Source organism: Variovorax sp. KBW07, assembly GCF_003852515.1.
Classification (GTDB): domain Bacteria; phylum Pseudomonadota; class Gammaproteobacteria; order Burkholderiales; family Burkholderiaceae_C; genus Variovorax.
The window spans coordinates 24142-41851 of record NZ_QAJK01000122.1 but is presented as its reverse complement, the minus strand read 5'-3'; the positions used below and the strand labels follow the sequence as shown (position 1 = coordinate 41851).

The window sequence follows — 17710 nt, the reverse complement described above, 5'->3', positions numbered from 1 at the left end:
AGGGCATCGGGTGCTTCCCGCAGCGAAATAAAGGAGGAGCGAAGCGGGGGACATTCGCGGAGGGAAGTACCCGGTGTCAGTCGCACAAGCCAAAGAATGACCCCGCTCCCAAACAGCAGCGCAGTTCAGCGCATGTAGCCCAGGTCTCGCACGTCGGACCGGACAGCTGCCCTGTCGACACCCTGCATCGGCAAGCTCACCAGCAGTTCCAGCCGACGACGCAACGAGAACAACATCTGGACCGCCGCATGAGCCGTGGCTTCGTTGTTGTCCGTGCCGGCCGCCACGTCAGGGTAGGCCCACAGCGCCGCATCGGGCTGTCCGGGCCACGGTGGATGCAAAGGCTCGGTGGCTGCGTCCAGCGTGATGATGAAGTCGGCGGCGGGCGAACTCGAGCGCGCGAACTCGTCCCAACTGCGCGGTGCGTGGCTCGGCAGTTCCATGCTCGCACTCTTCAATGCACCGACGGCCGCGGGATGGAATTCGTGGGCCAGTTGCCCCGGCTGGCCGCAGGAATAAGCCGAGAACCGCTTCGGGTCCAGGTGCGCTAGGCAGGCTTCGGCCAGGATGCTCCGCAATGAGTTTCGTCGCGAGACGAAGATCACGGCTATTCGTTTTTGCATGGAGCCTTCACTATAGCCACCTCGTGTGACCCCTGCCACTGCGCCATCAATCCAGCGATTTTCCCCTCGAAGGATCTGTCAGTTGAGCACGAAGACGCGCCGGAAATTCTGTACCGCGCCGTCGCCGTTTTCGCGCAGGCCTAGCTCCAGTTCAAGCCCCGTGGCGGTGGCCCGCGCGGGCGCGATGCCCGGCAGGTTGCGCCAGCCTTGCCCCGGCTCCCATGCACGCAAACGGAAAACGGAAACGGCGTCCAGCACCGTCACGCGCGCGGCCGCATCCGGTGGCGGCAAGGGAAACAATGACGACACCGCACCGCTGGCCCTGTACAGCACGCCGCCACGCTGCCACCACTGCACGCGCTGCCAGTGACCTGGCGCGGCGGGCGCGGTGCGCACGATCTCCAGGAAGAACGGCATGTCGGCCTGTGCACGCACCTGCAGCGCTGACGGCAACAGTTCGATATTCGCACCCAGCACCGGCAACGGCAGTTCGGTGGTGGCACGCAGGGCCACGTCGCGCTCCAGCTGGTCGAGCGCACGCATGAGCCTGGCGATGCCTTCGGTGCGTTCCTCAAGCCGGCTGTTGGCTCGCGTCACGCTGTCGAGACCTCGCCAGGCCATCACGCTCAGCACCGCCATGAGCGCGATGGCGATCATGACTTCGATCAGCGTGAAGCCCCGTTGCCGTTGCCGTGGCCGTTTCGCTGGACGCATCTAGCGGGTCTCCGGCATGCGGGTGCGCAGCGATGCGAGGCGGTTGCCGCTGCCTCTGCCCTCTCCACCTTCTTCCGCCAGGTACACGTCGACCGTCGCGGCGCGCAGTCCATCGACCGCGGGGCTCAGCTCCAACCGGCAGACGAGGCGCACGCCGCCTTGCGGACACGGGCTGCGAACAACGCCGGGCGTGTTCGGCCCCTGCCCCAGCTGCAGTTCCGCCAGGCGGTTTTCCGCGGACAGCATGGCCAGCGATTGCTGCTGCAGCAACCCGAGGTTGGTGATGGTGAGGCTCGACGCGCGCACGATGGCCGCAAGCGCGATGCTGACGATGGTCAGCGCCATCAGCACTTCGATCAGCGTGAAGCCCCGTGCGCTTGTGCTTGTGCTTGTCGATGAACGAGGCGATGCATGCATGGCTCAACGCACCTTGTAGCCACCCGCCGCATCGCGCTGCACGGTGACCGTCGCCGCGCCGTGGCGCAAGGTCAATTGCCAGCTCGCGCCGATGGGTTCGGACGTCAGCAGCACCGGCTTCGCGGGCGTCACCTCCACCGGCGTCACGCGCCACTGCCGGGGCCGCAGTTCGTCGTCGCGCCCGAAGGTGTCGAGCGCGCCGGCCGTCGACACCACCGGAATCGCGCTGCCCGCCACGCCCTGCCAGGTGCCGCGCGCAAAGCCGTAGCCATCGGCATTGGCCTGCCACGCGATCACGCGCCCGTCGATGCGCACTTCGTTCTGTGCCACCGCCAGGTGCTGCACCAGTTCGCGCGCATCGCGCCGCAGGTCTTGCGCGGGGTCGGGCGCAACGCTCAGGCTGATCGCCGCGGTCGCGATGCCGACGATGACCATCACGACCATCAGCTCGATCAGCGAGAAGCCGCATTCGGCGGCCCGTGGAAATGCCTGTCGCATGCGCACCTTCATGACGTGGCGCCCCGCTGGATTCGCAAGGCCACGGCCCATGCTAGGCGCGCCGTGTGATGCGCGCATGAAAAAACGCTGACACGAAACCCCAACGCCCCTGTGATAGACACGAAGCCCGAAGACCGCCAAGGAAAAATCATGATGTCCGCCGCAATGACGACGAAGCCCTCCGCGAAGTACATCGTTCATGCGGTCGGCCTGTTGCTGGTGGTGGCGGGCATCGCGACCTGGGCGCACCTGCTCGGCAAGCCCGCGCCGCAGGCACCGGCCGCGCGCGTGCAAGGCAACACCGAAGCAGACCCCGCCGCCGATGCGCTGGCCGCGTGGTTCGGCCCCGGCGAGCTGCGCGCGAACATCGCGGTCAAGGGGTTGATAAAAAGCGCGGCACAAGGCGTCGTGGTGCTGGCCGTCAACGATGCGCCGCCGCGGCCGTACCAGGTCGGCGAGACGCTCGCGCGCTCGGTCACGCTGAAGGCCATCGAAGCCGATGCGGTGGTCATCGACAAGGCCGGCGTGGCCGAGCGCATTGCTGCGCCTGCGATGCCGCAGCTTGCGACGCCGGGCATCGCCAGGGCCAGGGCCAGCGCCGCTTCCGCCGACACGGCCGCGCGCTAACGGCCGTTGCCGCGTCCCGCCACGGCGGGCCGGCATTCAACCCACCGCTTCATGCGGCCTGGCACCCGGTGCCGCGGCACCCGGCACGGCCGACGCCCATGTCGACAGCGCATGCAGCAGCCCGCGGTTGACCCGGAAATCGCCGTCGCCCGACTCCGGCAGGAAGGTGTGCGACAGGCAACGCGTAATGACGCGCACCGCCCGCGCGTCGGCCCCCACCGCATTCAGCTCGCGCGTGAACGCTGCGCGCTCGGGCAGCGCATCGGCGAACTTCTCGAAGCCCACGAACCAGCGGAACAGCATGTTGTAGGCAAGGCTCTCGTGCACCTTCTCGCCGTCTTCCAGCGAATAGATGATCTGCAGCATCAGGCACTTGAACAGCGTGGCCGCGCCGATGGTGCTGCCGTGCTGGCGCTCCAGGTCGGCGAGCAGGTCGCGCTCGTAGCGCAGCGCGTCTTCCACCAGGTCGTGCAACGGCACCAGCGGGTGGCTCTGCGGCACCAGTGCGCGCAGGTTGTCGGCCTGCACCCAGGCCTGGTGGCTCACGATCCACACCCACGGCGAGCCATAGCGATTGACCGCCACCGGCGCCTCGCGCGCCCGCTCGACGATCTTCGAGAGCTTGGCGTCCAGTTCCTGCATGGTGACCCGCATGGGCGACATCCACTTCATCATCATCTGGTTTCCTCCACGTCAACGCAGCGCGCCCAGCGCCTGCCGCAGCGCCGTGTCGACCTTGCGCACCGACACGCCGTGGCGCCGGGCCACCTCCTGGCGCGACATCTCGTGCCAGCGCAGCGCCAGCAGCACCGACTGGTGGCGGCGCGGCAGCCTCTGCATGGCGCGGTCGACCGCGGCCACTTCCGAGCGCGCCTCGGCAATGAGCTCGGGGCCGGGCTGCAGGTCGGCCACGTCACCGACATCGGCCCCCTCGTCGTTCAGCCCGCTCCAGCGCTTGCGCGCGCGCAGGCTGTCCATTGCCAGGTTGCTGGCCACGCGGTAGACGTAGGCATCGGGGTTGGCCGGCGCCTCGTGCGCCCGGCGTCCGCCCAGCCGCAGCCACGCCTCGTGCAGGCATTCGCTTGCAAGGTCCGCGCAGCCGAACTGCCGCTCCAGGCGACGGTGCAGCGCGGTGTAGTGCGCCGCCAGGTGCGCCTGCAGATCGACCGCCGGCGCCGGTGGCTTCCTTGCCTTCTCCGCGCGCGGCACCACGGCCGGCAGCCGCCCGATGCGCGCGTCCAGCTGTCGCCAGACCGAGGGAAAAAGCAGGGAGAACCGGTCTGGCGCGCCGCTGCGCATCGCCTGGGTGTTGGGGGTCATGTTGGTTTTCGCTGAACGCCCGGCGTGCCCGCGTCCGGGATCGCCGGTTGCGGGAAAGGCCAGGCCTCGAGACAAGAAAAAAAGGACGGAGGAATGCGCCCGCCAGCCCGGGCGCCGGGCACGGGTCAGCGTTGCAGGTTGGCGCGCTCCTCGTCCGTCAGTTGCCGGCTCGCCGCCGGCGGCAGGCTGCCGCCACCACCCAGCACGCGGATCACGCTGCGCGGGTTGTAGGCGACCGGCGTGCCGGCCTTGCCGGCCGGCGCGTCGCTGCTGCCGTTGTTGTTATTGTTGTTGCCATTGCTGCTGCTGTCGCCGTTGCCGCCCGGCGCCGGCTCGTTACCGAAGCCGAGCACGCGCACCGTGAACACCGAAGGCAACGCCTGCCGCGCCGCGGCGCGTTCGCGCTGCACCGCTTCCTGCGCGGCCGTGCTGGCCTGCGCCGCGGCCGCGCTGGCGTTGGTGAGCGCGCCGACGTTCACCGAGACGATGGCCGGCAGCCCCGACGACTTGCCCTGCGCCACGATGTTGTCTGCGTTCACCACGTGCAGCGCCGCGACGCTGATGTTGCCCGACACGCGGATGCCGGCCTCGCCGGGGTCGATGGTGCCCAGCGGCGCGACCAGGTCGACGTCGCCGCGCGGCACTTCGGCGATGGGCGCCAATGTCGCGATGCCCGCGCCCGAGCTGGGTGCCTGGGGGGAGATTTCGACGTTGCCCATGTTGTCGTAGACCACCTTGGGCGGCGTGTACAGCACCGTCGTCTTCGAGCCGCGGCCGGCGTTGATGTCGCCCTTCTCGGACCACACGAAGATGTCGCCGCCGAAGGTCGTCATGATGCGCGACAGCCCCAGCAGCACGCTGCCTTCGCTGAACATGCGGATGTCGCCCTTCCCCTGCGTCAGGACGCCCGCCGTGGCCGGCGGCACCTGGCCCTGCACACCCACGATGATCTGGCCGCCCGGCGCCATCATCTCGATATTTCCGCCGAAATTGGTGCGCACGCCCGAGCCGCCGAACATGGTGATGTCGCCGCTGCGCGCGATGGCACGGCCGGCCGCGTCGTTGTCGGGGAACAGCGTGGCGATCATCTCGCGGCCACGCAGGTACGAGCCCGAGCGGCTGCTGTTCGGGTCGTTGTATTCGCGGCCGCCTTCGCGCAGTTCGGCGTAGTACACCTCGCGCAGGAAGATGCGTTGCTGCTCCGGCGCCAGGGCATCGAAGTACGCCAGCGCCTGTGCGGTGCTGCCGCCGTCGAAGCCGTAGCGCGCCTTCAGCCATGCGGCCAGTTCCGCCTCGTAGGTCTTGACGGCCTTGCCCGGCTGGCTGGCCAACGACGCGCCGGCCTCGGCGCGTTTCGACGGATCGAGGTAGCGCGTGCGGATCGCGGACATGTCCAGGCCCGAGGCCGCGGCCGATGCCCCCACGCCAGCCATCATCGCGACCGATGCACCCGAACGGGTGTCGCCAGGCACGGTCGGTCCTATCGACGTGATGCCCCCGCGGTCTTCCTGCAGCAGGTTGCGGCCCGCCGTGACCTCCAGCGTGCCGGGGCCGGCGATGTCGAAGTTGGCGTAGAGGATGTCGCGGCCGGCGGAAACGATGGAAACGTCGGTCGGGTTGTTGTGGACGATGAGGTTGCCGCGCAGCTGGGAGCCGCCGGTTTCACTGGCGCCGGTTGTCGCGCTGCCGGGCACATCACCGGCGTTGACGATGTCGCGCGCCGCCCGGATGCGCACCGGCGCGGCGGCGTTGTACCAGGTCGTGCCGGTGCTGTTGAAGTTCACGGCCTCCCCGGTCTTCAGGCCCACGATGTCGCCGCCCGCGGCATAGAAGCGGATCGGCGGTGCATTCGCCGCGCGACCAAGTCCGGCGCCCGCGCTGTTGGGGCCGAAGGCGAAGAGCGTTGACAATGAACCCGGGCCCAATCCATCCCCCGAGATGTTGGTCACCTGAACCGGGTTCAGAAAATCATCGCGAAACACGCCGGCAAACGCCGGATTGAATGGCGACGGCAAGGGCGTGCTCGCGCCGGACATGCTGACCGAGTACCTGCCCGCGTAGATCGAGCCGCCGGCCAGCATTTCCAGTTCGCCGGTGGCCGACGGCGCAAGCGTCAGGCCGTAGGTCAGCTTGTCAGGATTGCCCACGGCCTGCGGCAATGCCGAGTAGCCGTAGTAGAGGTTTCCCGTCAGGGCCGCAGCCCGGAAGATGGAGGGATAGACGATCCATGCGTCTTTCGTCGTGGTGCTGACGAGGGCGTCGCCGCTCGCCATGATGGGCGTCAGATGGCCGCCGGCAGCGGTGAGGTCGATGGCGCTGCGCCCGCTCCAGAGGCTGAACCAGCCCTGGCCGCCGGGGTGGCTCTTGCCGCCGAAATCGAAGGCCGGGGCGTTGGGCGTGTCGCCGCGTCCCGGATCGGCGGCACCGCCGAGCACCAGATCGCCGAGCGTGCGCAACTGGACCACGGAATCCCCGGGCACGAGGTTGATGCCGCCTCTCGCGTTGGCATAGGTTGCCGTCAGGGGGTCCATGCCGCGCGCATCGACGAGATCGACAAACGCGTACTTGCTGCTCGGGAACATCAGGCCCAGGCTGCCGATCGATGCCGCGCTGACGTCCGTCGCACCTCGCAGGTTGGCAATGGCGCCAGTGAGCATGAGCTTTTCGGTCCCGGCGCTCATGCCGCGCTGGGGATTGAGTGCACCGGCCACCCGCATGTCGATGTCGCCGCCTCCCGTGAGTGCGAGGCTTCCGTCGGCACCGACCCGCCCCGTGCCGCCAACCGCGACCACCAGCCCCTGGCTGCGTTCTTCGTTGCCCAGGGCGTCCGACCTGTTCCCGCGCAGGCCGATGGTGCCGGCCTCGCCTCCCACCCGGATGCGAACGTCGCCACCGCCGAGCGCACCGATGCCCGTGAAGCCGACGATCCGCGGCGGGTTCGAGCTGAAGCTGTCGACTGGGGCATAGGCGCCGAAGTTGATCCACCAGGCGGTGGGAATCGGTGTGTCCAGAGGCGCCGTGCCAGAGCCCTGCCGCCACAGCCAGTTGCCCGGCACCACGCTGGACGCCGTCGTGCCGCTGATGTCGCCCACCAGGTTGCCGCCGGCTGCAATCAGCACGTTGCCGCCCTGGTCGGGATACCAGGCGCGATAACCCGCCAGGCTGCGTTGGTAGTCGAGCAGCGGGTCCTGCGGGCCGATCACCGTGTCGTCGGCCCGCTTGCCGCGCGGGCGGTTGTAGGCGGCATCCGCGGTGGTTGCCGTGCCGGCGGTGTACACGCCGTAGAGCGAATCGCTGCGGATGTCGCCCGCCGCCACCAGCTGCAGGTCGCCGGTGCCGGTGCGCACCACGCTGAAGGTCGGCTGGGCCGGCCGGCTGCCTACGATGGCCGGCGTGCCGCCCTTGAACGTGCACCAGTCGAAAAAGATGGTGCACCAGAACTGATCGCTTTCGGGCACCGGTTCATTCTCGACACCGCCGTTGCCATTGGCGGCCGTCCACACCTGGATCTGCCCGACCAGCCCCGTCTCGAACGCCATCGTGTAGTGCGTGTCCGCCAACCGGATGGCGCCCTTGGAGGCCGGGTCGGTGGCGCGCCGGTCGGCCGATGCGAGGTCCGCGCCGGCCACCAGTTGCATGCTCCACGACGTGGCGCCCTCGCCCAGCATCGGCGCCACCGCCCAGTTGCGGCCCTGAACGCCATTGACGACCGGTCGCAGGTTGATGGGCTTGTCGCCCGGCAGTTCGACCCACGTCATCGACGGGATCAGCGATCCCCGCTTCAGGTCGAGCGTGGCGGTGGTCGTCATCTCCACCGGCAACGCCACGCCCTTGGGCCAACGGAGCGGGCCAATCGGCGTGGCTGCACGCAACGCCGTGCCGGCGCCGAGGCGCATGCCCGCCTCCAGCGCCACCGCGCCCCGCAGCACCGAGCCCGCCGCATAGGCAAGCGTTCCGTCGGCGTTGTGGATGTCGGCGGCCACGACCGTGCCCGCAGCCAGGTTCAGCGGCCCGGCAAGCACCACGGCCACCGGCAGCACGGTGCCCGCCGGCAAGGTCATCGCCCCCACGTCCACGCTGTAGTTGAGCGTCGACCCGGCCGGAAAGCGCGTGCCGGGCTCCAGTGAGACACCGTCGATCGGAATGACGATGTCGCCGCCGAAGGGGGTGCTGGGCGAGTTGTTGGGGCCGCGCGCCTCGGTCAGCACCCAGCCGCTGTCGTCGGGCGTGGCAGCGGGCGGCGCAAAGCCGTCGTTGATGCTGCCCTGGATGTTGAGGTTGCCGGTGGCGCGGATTGCGAGCCGGCCCGGCTCGCCGAAGCCGCGCCGGGCCGGGTCGCCGAAGCCGCGCCGGGCCGGATCACCGCGATTGGCATCCGGGCCGTAGCGGTAGCCAGAAAAGTCCAGGTCACCGTCTACCGTGAGGTCGCCGTTGGGGTTGTCGGCGCTGATCTTGCTGACGATCTCCACGCCGGGGCGCAGGTGGTAGCGGCCCAGGCCCGACAGCCGACTGCCCAGGGCTGTATTGCGCAGCGCCGCATCGACGAAGAGCTGGCTGTGTCCGTCGATCTCGTCGAGGTAGCCCTGGGTGATGAGTTGCGGCTTGAAACCGGACACATCGGTCTGGCCGGCGAGCGGCGCATCGTCGTAGCGGCGGAAGGCATTGACCGCGATGGTCTTCGCGCCCAGGACGACCGGCGTGCCATTGACCGTGACCGCCACGTCGTTCGCGCCGGCACCGCTCCCCTCGCTGCCCGCGCCCCCGGTGCGGCGTGCATTGAGGTCGAGCGTGCCGCGCGCCCTGCCGTCGTTCTGGCCGGCGGCGGTGCCCACGGGCACGTCGGTCCCCGCGCGCAGGTCGATGCGCGCGCCGCTGCCCAGCGTGAGCATGCCGCTGCTGCTGGTCAGCTCGACCACGGCCCGGTTGGGGCTGTCGATGATCTTGCCGTAGCTGTCGACCCGCAGGCCCGTACCGTGCGCATCGAGCGTGCCGTCGACCGTGAGGTCGCCCTTTGCCGCAAGGCGGATCGTGCCGACCTGGTAGCCGCTGGCATCGATGCGGCCATCGACCCGCAGGCTGCCGCCGTCCACCGTGATGGCCACCTCGCGGGCCTTGACGCCGTCGCCCACGACGAGGTCGCCCTGCTTGAGCTGGAAGCGGCGCGCGCCGAACATGCCGCCCTGGTTCAGCCGGCTGTTGAGGCCGGCGAAATCGTTCAGGGTCTGCGCGCGCACCGTGAGTTCGCCCGCGTCGTACGGGACCACCGTGCCGCCCACGTCGTGGCTGCCGGTGGCGCTGCCGAGCAGTGCGCCGCCGAGATCGATGCGGCCCGCACCGGCACCGAGCGCCGTCGCCTCGATGGTGCCACCCCGGCTGTTGCGCGCGGACACGTCGATCGAGCCGCCCGCCGCCTGCCGGATGTCTCCCCCGGTGCTGTTCATCACGAGGTCGCCGCCCCAGCTGTACTTGTCGACGTCGAACAGCCCGACCTTGCGGCCGGAAAGATCGATGCGCGAAGCCGAACCCAATGCGATGTCGCCGGTGGCCGACAACACCAGCCGGCCTGAAGGCAGCACCACGTTGCCGTCCACGCCGATGCGCTGGCCCTTCAGCTCCAGCGTTGCGCCCAGCGCCTGGTTCGAAGCCTGCGCACCGGCACCACCCGGCGACACGACGTCGATGGCGCCGCCGGCGGCGATGCGCATCACCGAGGCCGCCTGCCCGGTCAGCACCGGCGATTCGATGCGCAGGTTGCCGCCCTCGCGTGCATAGCCTTCCCCGGGCACGTACGCATCCTGGCGGTGGTAGACCGCCAGCGTGCCCTTGCCGCCGGAGGTGACCTGTTCGGAGGCCTTGAGCCTGACGTCCGCAAAGCCCAGCGCGAGCCGTGCATTGGTGGCGGTGTTGTCCGCCGGCGTGTTCGGGCCCTGCCCCAACACGATGGTGCGGGCCGCGATGTCGAGCGCGCCGTCGCCCAGCAGATCGACCATGGGCGCGCCGGGTGCGGCTTCAGAGCCGGCCCAGACGAACTCGCCGGCGCGAATGGCGGCAACGTCGCCCGCCTTGCCGTAGCCATGAATGGCCGGCGTGCCGAGCACGAGGCGCTGGAGGCTCGATGCATCGAACTTCACCGCGCCATAGATGTTGACCGCATCGCGCGCATTGAGCACGAGGGTTTCGAGCGCCGGCACGCCAGCCGCGGTGTTGCCGGCCAGCAGGCGGTCGAGCCGGGCCTGGTTGAGCCCCAGGCCGAGCGGCAGGCGCCCGGCGGCGCTGGCGGCCGCAATGCTTGCGTCTTCGCCCATGTTGACGGCTGCCATCGCGAACACAAGGTTGCGCGTGCCGTACGACAGGTTGTCGGCCAGGAGCAGCGCGCCATCGGTGGCGATGGCCAGCGTGCCCTCCGAAACCAGTTGCGTCGTGCCGGTGCAGGCGCTGCTCGCGCAGCGGCCGATGTCGACAAGCCCGCCGCCGGCCGCGCCGTTCGGCGACGACGAAAGCTGCATGTTGAACCAGCCGTTGGACAACGCCAGCACGTTGTTGCCATAGAAGACATAGCCCGCGCTCGAATCGAAGCTTGAGCGTCCGCGGCCCAGTGTGCTGAGCGAGGCACCCTCTTCCACGATGAGCTGGTCGCCTCCCAGCACGATGTCCGAGGCCGACAGTCGCGCGCCGCTGCGCACGATCAGTGTGCCGTTGCCCACGATGTCGACGATGCGCCCCCGCGACCCGTAGGTGGTGACGATGGAGCTGTTCAGGGCCAGGCGCGGAGCGTTGAGCCGGTTCAGGTCCGCGTCGTAGACGGATACGCCGTTCAGTCCCTCGGTGGGGGGCCGTCCGTCCGCAAGCACTTCGCCGACGTTCAGCGACGCCGTTCCGCCGAAGCCCTGCGTACCGGCCTCGGCGCTGAGGCGGGCCTCGCCGTTGAAGGCAAAAGGGACGCCCCCTGTGCCTCCGCTCTTCGGAGGCTCGAAGACGATATCGAGATTCTTCGCGTCCGAGGTCAGCCTGCCGCGCATGAAACCGAGCCGCGCCGCGTCGGACAGCACGAAGGCGTTGTAGCCGGTCTCGTTGTAGCTGGAATGGGTGCGCACCTTGAGGGCCGGCGTAAGGATCAGGCGGCTGGGCAGTGCATCGCGGATCGCGGTGTTGGCCACGCCGAGGTAGCCGGCCGCCACGTAGGAGCCGTCGCCCGTTGCCGGAACAGCAGGAACGCCAGGACTGCCGGGGCGGCCGGCCGGTCCCACCTCCACCCGGAAGGCGCCCGGCAGCAACGCATAGTTCGACGGCATCAGCGTGTAGGTGCCGGCCGGCAGGCCCGGCACGCCGGCGGGAATCGTCACCTGCTGGCCGATGCCCGGCATGCCGGCGCCGGCCTCGGGAGCCACCGGGGCATAGCGGGCGGCGCTGCCGGGCACGATGGCATAGACCGCGTTGCCCGCCTGGCTGTACGTGTTCACGGGGTTCGCGTTGACGAGCGGCGTGGCAAGAATGTCGGCCGAGCCGCCGCGTCCCGCGACGAAGCCCGCGCCAGCCAGAGTGCCGCCGCCCGACAGGTCCAGGACCGCGTCAGACTGCACGTCGACCCGGCGGGCCCTCAACAGGATGTCGCTCGACGCGCCCACGCTCGTCGGGCGGACGGCTTTCTTGTCGTACAGGTAGTTCAGGCCATCGACCGTGCCGCCGTAAGGCGTCAGGAGCCCCGCTGCACTCACCGAGGTGATGCTGCCCGGCTGCAGGACCAGACGCTCCACTCTTTTGGTCGAGCCCTGATCCGCCGGGCCCAAGGTTAGGTGGCCGAGCGGCGCGCGCACGATGCCGCCCTGCTCGACCGTTTCAGCACTCAATACCAGCGTGCCGAAAACCGAGTCCGGCAGGGCAACGTCGCCATCGCCGTAACGCCGGATGGCCAGTACGCTGCCCGGGACATAGCCGACGATGCCGTTGTCCGGGTCCTCCACGCGGTAGCCGGCGGTGACTACGGCGCTGGCACCCGTCGCCGGGTAGATTTGCGCGCCGGTGAGCGTCAGGCTGCCCGGTGTCGACAGTTCCGTGGCAAAGCCGGCAGACAGCCCCTGCAGCAGGCGGATGTCACCGCGGCTCGACAGGTCGATGCTCCCGAACCCCTTGCGGTCGACGGTGTACGCCGACATGCCCAGGTCGATGTCCGCGTGCACGCCGAAACCGACGCGGTCGCGCACATCGACCAGGTCCGCCAGCACCGAGAAGCTGCCATCGCCGGGCTGCTGCGAAGCCCCCTTTGCCCAATTGGCCGCGGGCAGCGTGCTGTTGTCGTTCGGAATGCGGGTCACGCCCGCAAGGCGCACGTAGGGCGCGGACAGCGACACCTTCGAACCGGTGGCCGCCCCCTCCGCGTGTGCATAGGTGCCGGCGTACAGGCGCAGGCTCTGGCCGATGCGCAACGCCACGTCGCCGTCGAAGCTCAGCGGTCCGTGCACCAGCATCGACAGGTTGTCGAAGCCGCCGGCCTCGATCCGGTCCACGCCGACCCGCGCCGTGCCCGTGCGCAGGAGCCCGGCCGCCTGTGCCGGGGTTTGCGCTGCCGCCAGGGCGCTGTCTCCCTGCGTCTGTGCCAGCACCAGTTCGCGGTGCCTCAACACGTCGCCGCGCGTTTCCGCGGTCGGGTAGTTGGCCGATTCGAGCGCCAGCGCCAGCGTGCCGCCCGCGGCCCCGACGCCGCCCGAGGCCGCGCGCAGCGTGCCGTCGAGGTAGAGCCCGAGGCTGGACTTCAGGACGATCGAGCCACCTGCGCTGGCGACCGTCGATGCCCCGCCCGTGCCGTCGCGGTGATCGAGCACAGCACTGCTTCCAGACGCATCGAGCAACGCACCCGGGCGAATGACGATGAACGAATTCGCTGCAGTGGCCTCGCCCGTGGCCTCCCAATCGGGCGCCCCACCGATGCTGATGGTGCCTCCACCCGCGACGCGCCCGTAGGTGCGGCCGAACACGTCTTGCGCGGTGGCCGCACGCGCGGCGACATCGAGCACCGCGCGGTCGCCGATCCAGATCAGGCCGGTCTTGTCGGCAGTCGGCCCGCCGTCGATGGCGATGGTGCCGCTCGGGGCGACGAGCCGGCCGTCGACGGTCACGCCGCGCCCCAGCAGGGCGATCGACTGGCCCGGATCGACCTCGATCGTCGCGCCCGCGCGCAGGTCGACGGGCGCGCTGACGCCCTGGCCCGAGGCACCCGTCGACTGCAGCACGAGGCTCGCGCCGCCGCGCTGCGTGAGCACCCCCTGCTGGGCGTCTTCGCGCCACGTCGGTGGCATCCAGCGCTCGAGCGCCGCGTCGGGGCTGCTGCCGCCGGGCACAGTTCGCGCGCCCTCGGACACGCGGTAGACCGGCATCCGCACATCCAGCTTCGCGTTCTCGGCCACGACCACGCCCAGGCGGCCATCGATCTCGTAGCGGGCGAAGCCCGACTGAAGAATCGCGGAGTCGAGCGACAGGTTCGGGCGGGTGAGCACCGATTGCGTGAAAACCGCCCCCGCATTGATTCGGGTACCGCTCGCCACCGTGAAATCGGCAATCGCCGTGTTGCCTGCCGTCAGCGTCGCGGCTTGCGGCCGGATCGCAACCCCGCCCGGAAAAATGTTGGGCGGGACCACATAGTTGGCCGGGAACGACGTCTCTTGGCTGAGGTTCGTGATCGTGGCGCCCGCCGGCACAGTCTCGCTCTTCGAATTGCCATCGCCCGTCCTGAAGGCGCGGAAGTCCATACTGACACCATTGACAATGGCGGTCACGGTGTAGAAGCGACTAGGACTGCTCCACGATACATCGGGTAGCTTCCAGTCCGACGCCAAAGTGACGGCGTTCTGCCCTTCGTCGAACACAGGCGCCGTCCCTACCGTTTCCCCCGGCTGTGCGCGCGTGCGCTGGTAGCTGTAGGCCACCGGCAGGACATCGCCCGCCCGCACCTGGTAGTCCTGCAGCAGGATCAGGTCGGTCGGTGCCGCCTGCCCCGGGGCCAGCGTGCCGCCGCTGCCTGGCACTTGGCCACCGAGGATGATCGCGGTGCCCGACGCCATGCGCAGCGTGCCCCCGCCGTTGACGCCGTATCCGCGGATGTCGCCGTCGATGGTCAGCAGGCCGGGATTCGAAGGCTCCTTCGACTCCACATCGGCGAACAGCGTCACGTTGCCCCCGCGGCCGCCGCGCGTCTTGCCATTGACTAGGAGTGCACCGCCCGAAGACACATCGACCAGCGAGCCCGCCGCGAGCGTCACCGCGCCCGAACTGCGCAGGCTCACCGTGCCGCCGTCGAGATACGGCAGGCCCCGCGTGTCGCCGGGGTCGAGCTGCTGGTTGCTCCACAGGCCACGCGCGTCGAGCGTCACTCCCTTTGCAACACTCACTTCGACCGGCGTCTCGGCGGCCACCGGCAACACGGCATCGACCGGCTTGCCCGTGTTGGAGAAACTGCTCTGCACATTGCCCAGCGCAATCGAACCGCCGCGCGCCGTGAGGTCGGCGTTGACTTTCACCTGCGTCGCGTGGAGCACGATGCTGCCGCCGGGCGCCACGGTGAGCGCGCCGTCCACCGTCACGCTCTTGTTGGCCACGGCAACGACCGTGCCCAAGCCGAATCCGTTCAGGCGTTGGTTGTCGAGATACAGCGCGTCCTTGCGCGCCTGCGGCAATGCGTCTTCAGGCTGCAGACCCGCACCGATGTCAGGCTCCGCATGGCCGACCACCACACGGTCGAAGGTCGGCGCGAGGCGGCTGAAGGTGCCGACCGGTCCCAGCTTCGCATCGGCGTTGTAGGCGGTCGTGTAGCTGCCGAGAATCAGTTGCGCGGCCTGGGCCGCGGCGTTGTGCGACTGCGCATAACCGTCGAACGCTGCGTCGCGCTTCACGGCCTGGCGCGGCCCCTGGAAAGCGTTGGCCGTGATGTCGCCCTCGATCACCGCCGCGCCGGTGGCCACCACCAGCCGGCCCGCGTCGCGGCCCACCGTGTAGCCGTTCTCCAGCCTTTGCTGGGGGCCGATCAGCGGGTTGTAGAAGTAGCCCGTGTTCTTGATGCCCCAGCGCTTGTGTTCGTCCTCGAAGCCCTTGTACACGCCGGTGTAGGCCACGTCTGCGGGTGCGTTCGACACTTCGTAGAGCCGGCCGTCGGCGCCCTTGAGCCAGCTCTGGCGGATCGCGCCGGTCTGCACATCGAGCGTGCCGCCCGAGAGGTTGATGTTCGACCCGGCCTTCGTCACCAGTTCCCCGCCGCTGAAGGTCACGCTGCCGCCCTGTGCCGCCCATTCGCCGATGCCGTGGCCCTGCAGTCCCAGGTAGCCGCCGACTTCGAGCAGGCCGCCCGGCGTGTACCAGCGCTCCTTGTCGTAGCCGCCCACGCCGGCGGCCACGCGCACCAGCTTGCGCCGGTCGATCCACACGTTGGCGTTGTTCAGCTTCGAGGTGTCGCGGTTCAACGGCGCATCGCGCTGCTCGTTGCCCTGGATGTTGATCTTCACGTTGTTGGACGACATGGCCACCTGCACGCCGACCGCGCCCGACACGTCCAGCCGCGCGCCATTGGCCACGGTGCTGCGGCCACCGGTCTTGCCGGCGCTCACGGCCAACTGCCCGCCGGTCGCCAGCGTGGTCGAGCCGCCTTCGAACATCACGTTGCCGCCCGAGACGATCTCGATGCGCGAGAGGTCGCGCCGGTCGTCCAGCAACGAGAGGTTGTCGAACGCGCCGGCGGCAGCCGTCGGGCGCAGCATGTTCTGCTTCGCGGACTCCACGATCACCGCATCGCGCTGGCTGTCGAGCGCCGTGCGGCCGTTGCCGTCGTCGAGCAGCACCGCATTCAGCGCCCGCTGCGTCACCGTCACGCTGCCGAGCTTGTCGCTGGCGGAGCTCAGCAGGTGGATGGTGCCGCGCGTGTCCACCGTGGTGGTGGCCAGCGCCACGCCGTCCTGCACGACCTTGCGGCCGGCCAGCGTGATGTCGCCTTCGGGTGCCTGCAGCAGGCCGGTGTTGACCACGCGGCCCGCGGTGCTGTCGGCAACGAACTGCGGTGCGACTTCATTGCCGCGCGTGGTCGATGCCTGGTTGGCGGCCGTGCCTTGGCCGGGCCGCACGATGAAGAAATCGCCGGCGGCCATCTGCACCTGCCCGCGCGGCGTGGTGATGGTGCCGGCGTTGCTCACCTCCTGCCCCATCAGCAGCACGTAGCCGCCGCCCTGCTTCACCGAAGCAGGCGTGCGCGTGGCGAGCTGCGCGCCCGCTTCCACCGTCACCGCGCCGCCCGCGTCGGTGAAGCTCGGCGTGAAGCCGTCGCTGGTCTTTGCGCTGTGGATGCCGCGCGCCCTGAACTGCTCGTCGCCGATGCGGGCCGCGGCCGCCACGAGGTTGCGCGTGTCGGTCTGGCTGCTGCCGCTGAACACGATGCCGTTGCGGTTGGCGATGAGCACCGTGCCGTCGGCCTTGATCTGCCCCTGGATCTGCGAGGGCCGCGCCTGCGGATCGTTCACGCGGTTGAGCACCGCCCAGTCGGCCTGCTGCTTGAAATCGACCGTGGTGTTGCGCCCGACGTTGAAGGTTTCCCAGTTCAGGATGGCCTTGTCGCCGGTCTGCTGGATTGCGACATTGGTGCGGCCATCGGCCTGCTGCGTCTGCACCGGCGCGTTGGCGTTGCGCCAGCCTGCCGTGAGGCTGTCGGTGTCGACCTTCAGGCCGCCATCGGCCAGGCCATCGGGGACCGATGTGCCGTTCTTCAGTGCCGCTTCGCGCGCCGCGGCCTGTGCGGACTGCTGGGCAGCAATGGCCTGTGCGGCCAGGTTCAGATTGCTGATCGAGCGTTGCAGCTGTGCATTCGCCTGCTGTTGCTGCAGCGCCGGATTGGTCAGGCTCGACGCCGGTGCGCCGTTTCGCAGGCGCCCTGTCTGCAGGGCCCAGGCCTGCTCCGCGCCCTTGTCCGCAAACCATGCGCGACTAAGACTCTGCGCCGCGTGCACCGGGCCGAACGTACCGAGCGCCGCCAGCGCCACGGCCACCGAACGCGAGAGTGGCGTCAGGCGAAGATCGCCCCGGCTGACGGGTGCCCGCCCGTCCACTGCTGCAGAACGGCGCGAACGGGAAGTGTGCGGATTCAAGACCATGATTGCCTGGGACGAAAGTGCAAGGAAGATGGGTCGGACGCAGCACCGGTTGCGGCGCCGCGACCTGGAATTCGGATGTCGCCGGCCGTGCGGGCGATCGATGGAAGCGATGGAAGGCCAGAGGCACTGCGGCGGCGCCGGCGTTGCGGCAATTCACGGCCCGCGGGTAGCAACAACTGCCAGAGCACCACGGCCTCGCGCCAGGCCTGGGCATGCACCGCGCTGCGCGCGCACCAGGCCCCGAGCGCCCGGACTTCCTGTCCGTCGATGCAGGGGCGGTTCAGGCGAACGATCCAGGCCAGCGCTTCGCTCAGGCAAGCGTCGTGGTCGTCGCGGTCGTCGCTGTGGGCGCTGCACGGGCGGTCGTCGAGAGGCGTCGGTTCCATACCT

General features: G+C 69.5%; 9 protein-coding genes. 1 reads left to right on the top strand and 8 read right to left on the bottom strand.

Going from position 1 to position 17710, the window contains the following annotated elements; all coding sequences use genetic code 11:
- Positions 1-125: 125 nt before the first annotated feature.
- From DBV14_RS23070 to DBV14_RS23055, 4 genes are all read right to left on the bottom strand, one after another.
- Entirely contained in the window at positions 126-623 is a 498-nt protein-coding gene (locus tag DBV14_RS23070) for a low molecular weight phosphatase family protein (protein ID WP_124462468.1), read from the bottom strand.
- A gap of 78 nt (positions 624-701) precedes the next feature.
- Positions 702-1337, bottom strand: coding sequence for a type II secretion system protein J (locus DBV14_RS23065; RefSeq protein ID WP_124462466.1), 636 nt, complete (start codon positions 1335-1337; stop codon positions 702-704).
- Positions 1338-1754, bottom strand: a complete 417-nt coding sequence (gene gspI, locus DBV14_RS23060; protein WP_124462464.1) for a type II secretion system minor pseudopilin GspI — start codon at positions 1752-1754, stop codon at positions 1338-1340.
- 3 nt (positions 1755-1757) lie between these two features.
- Positions 1758-2252 carry a prepilin-type N-terminal cleavage/methylation domain-containing protein gene (locus DBV14_RS23055; protein ID WP_124462462.1) on the bottom strand — a complete coding sequence of 165 codons (495 nt, stop codon included), beginning with the start codon at positions 2250-2252 and terminating at the stop codon, positions 1758-1760.
- 150 nt (positions 2253-2402) lie between these two features.
- On the opposite strand from DBV14_RS23055, the gene DBV14_RS23050 reads away from it, so the two are divergent.
- Complete coding sequence (locus DBV14_RS23050; RefSeq protein ID WP_124462460.1) at positions 2403-2879, top strand: type II secretion system protein N; 477 nt, start codon at positions 2403-2405, stop codon at positions 2877-2879.
- A gap of 36 nt (positions 2880-2915) precedes the next feature.
- Here DBV14_RS23050 and DBV14_RS23045 read toward each other — a convergent pair whose 3' ends face one another.
- The 4 genes from DBV14_RS23045 to DBV14_RS23030 all read right to left on the bottom strand — a co-directional run bounded on the left by DBV14_RS23045 (position 2916) and on the right by DBV14_RS23030 (position 17706).
- Positions 2916-3557 carry a transposase gene (locus DBV14_RS23045; protein ID WP_124462459.1) on the bottom strand — a complete coding sequence of 214 codons (642 nt, stop codon included), beginning with the start codon at positions 3555-3557 and terminating at the stop codon, positions 2916-2918.
- A gap of 15 nt (positions 3558-3572) precedes the next feature.
- Entirely contained in the window at positions 3573-4199 is a 627-nt protein-coding gene (locus DBV14_RS23040) for an RNA polymerase sigma factor (protein ID WP_124462457.1), read from the bottom strand.
- Between the two features lie 125 nt (positions 4200-4324).
- On the bottom strand, positions 4325-17314 hold the full coding sequence (locus DBV14_RS23035) for a filamentous hemagglutinin family protein (protein ID WP_185546103.1): 12990 nt from the start codon (positions 17312-17314) through the stop codon (positions 4325-4327).
- Entirely contained in the window at positions 17311-17706 is a 396-nt protein-coding gene (locus tag DBV14_RS23030) for a DUF4880 domain-containing protein (RefSeq protein ID WP_124462453.1), read from the bottom strand. Before DBV14_RS23030 ends, DBV14_RS23035 begins: the two co-directional genes overlap by 4 nt.
- Positions 17707-17710: the final 4 nt, after the last annotated feature.

Bases quoted from the DNA above. Each gene is read 5' to 3' on its own strand.
- DBV14_RS23040 (WP_124462457.1), bottom strand. From the start codon at position 4,199: ATGACCCCCAACACCCAGGCGATGCGCAGCGGCGCGCCAGACCGGTTC.
- DBV14_RS23070 (WP_124462468.1), bottom strand. From the start codon at position 623: ATGCAAAAACGAATAGCCGTGATCTTCGTCTCGCGACGAAACTCATTG.
- DBV14_RS23055 (WP_124462462.1), bottom strand. From the start codon at position 2,252: ATGCGACAGGCATTTCCACGGGCCGCCGAATGCGGCTTCTCGCTGATC.
- DBV14_RS23030 (WP_124462453.1), bottom strand. From the start codon at position 17,706: ATGGAACCGACGCCTCTCGACGACCGCCCGTGCAGCGCCCACAGCGAC.
- DBV14_RS23050 (WP_124462460.1), top strand. From the start codon at position 2,403: ATGATGTCCGCCGCAATGACGACGAAGCCCTCCGCGAAGTACATCGTT.
- DBV14_RS23045 (WP_124462459.1), bottom strand. From the start codon at position 3,557: ATGATGATGAAGTGGATGTCGCCCATGCGGGTCACCATGCAGGAACTG.
- DBV14_RS23065 (WP_124462466.1), bottom strand. From the start codon at position 1,337: ATGCGTCCAGCGAAACGGCCACGGCAACGGCAACGGGGCTTCACGCTG.
- gspI (WP_124462464.1), bottom strand. From the start codon at position 1,754: ATGCATGCATCGCCTCGTTCATCGACAAGCACAAGCACAAGCGCACGG.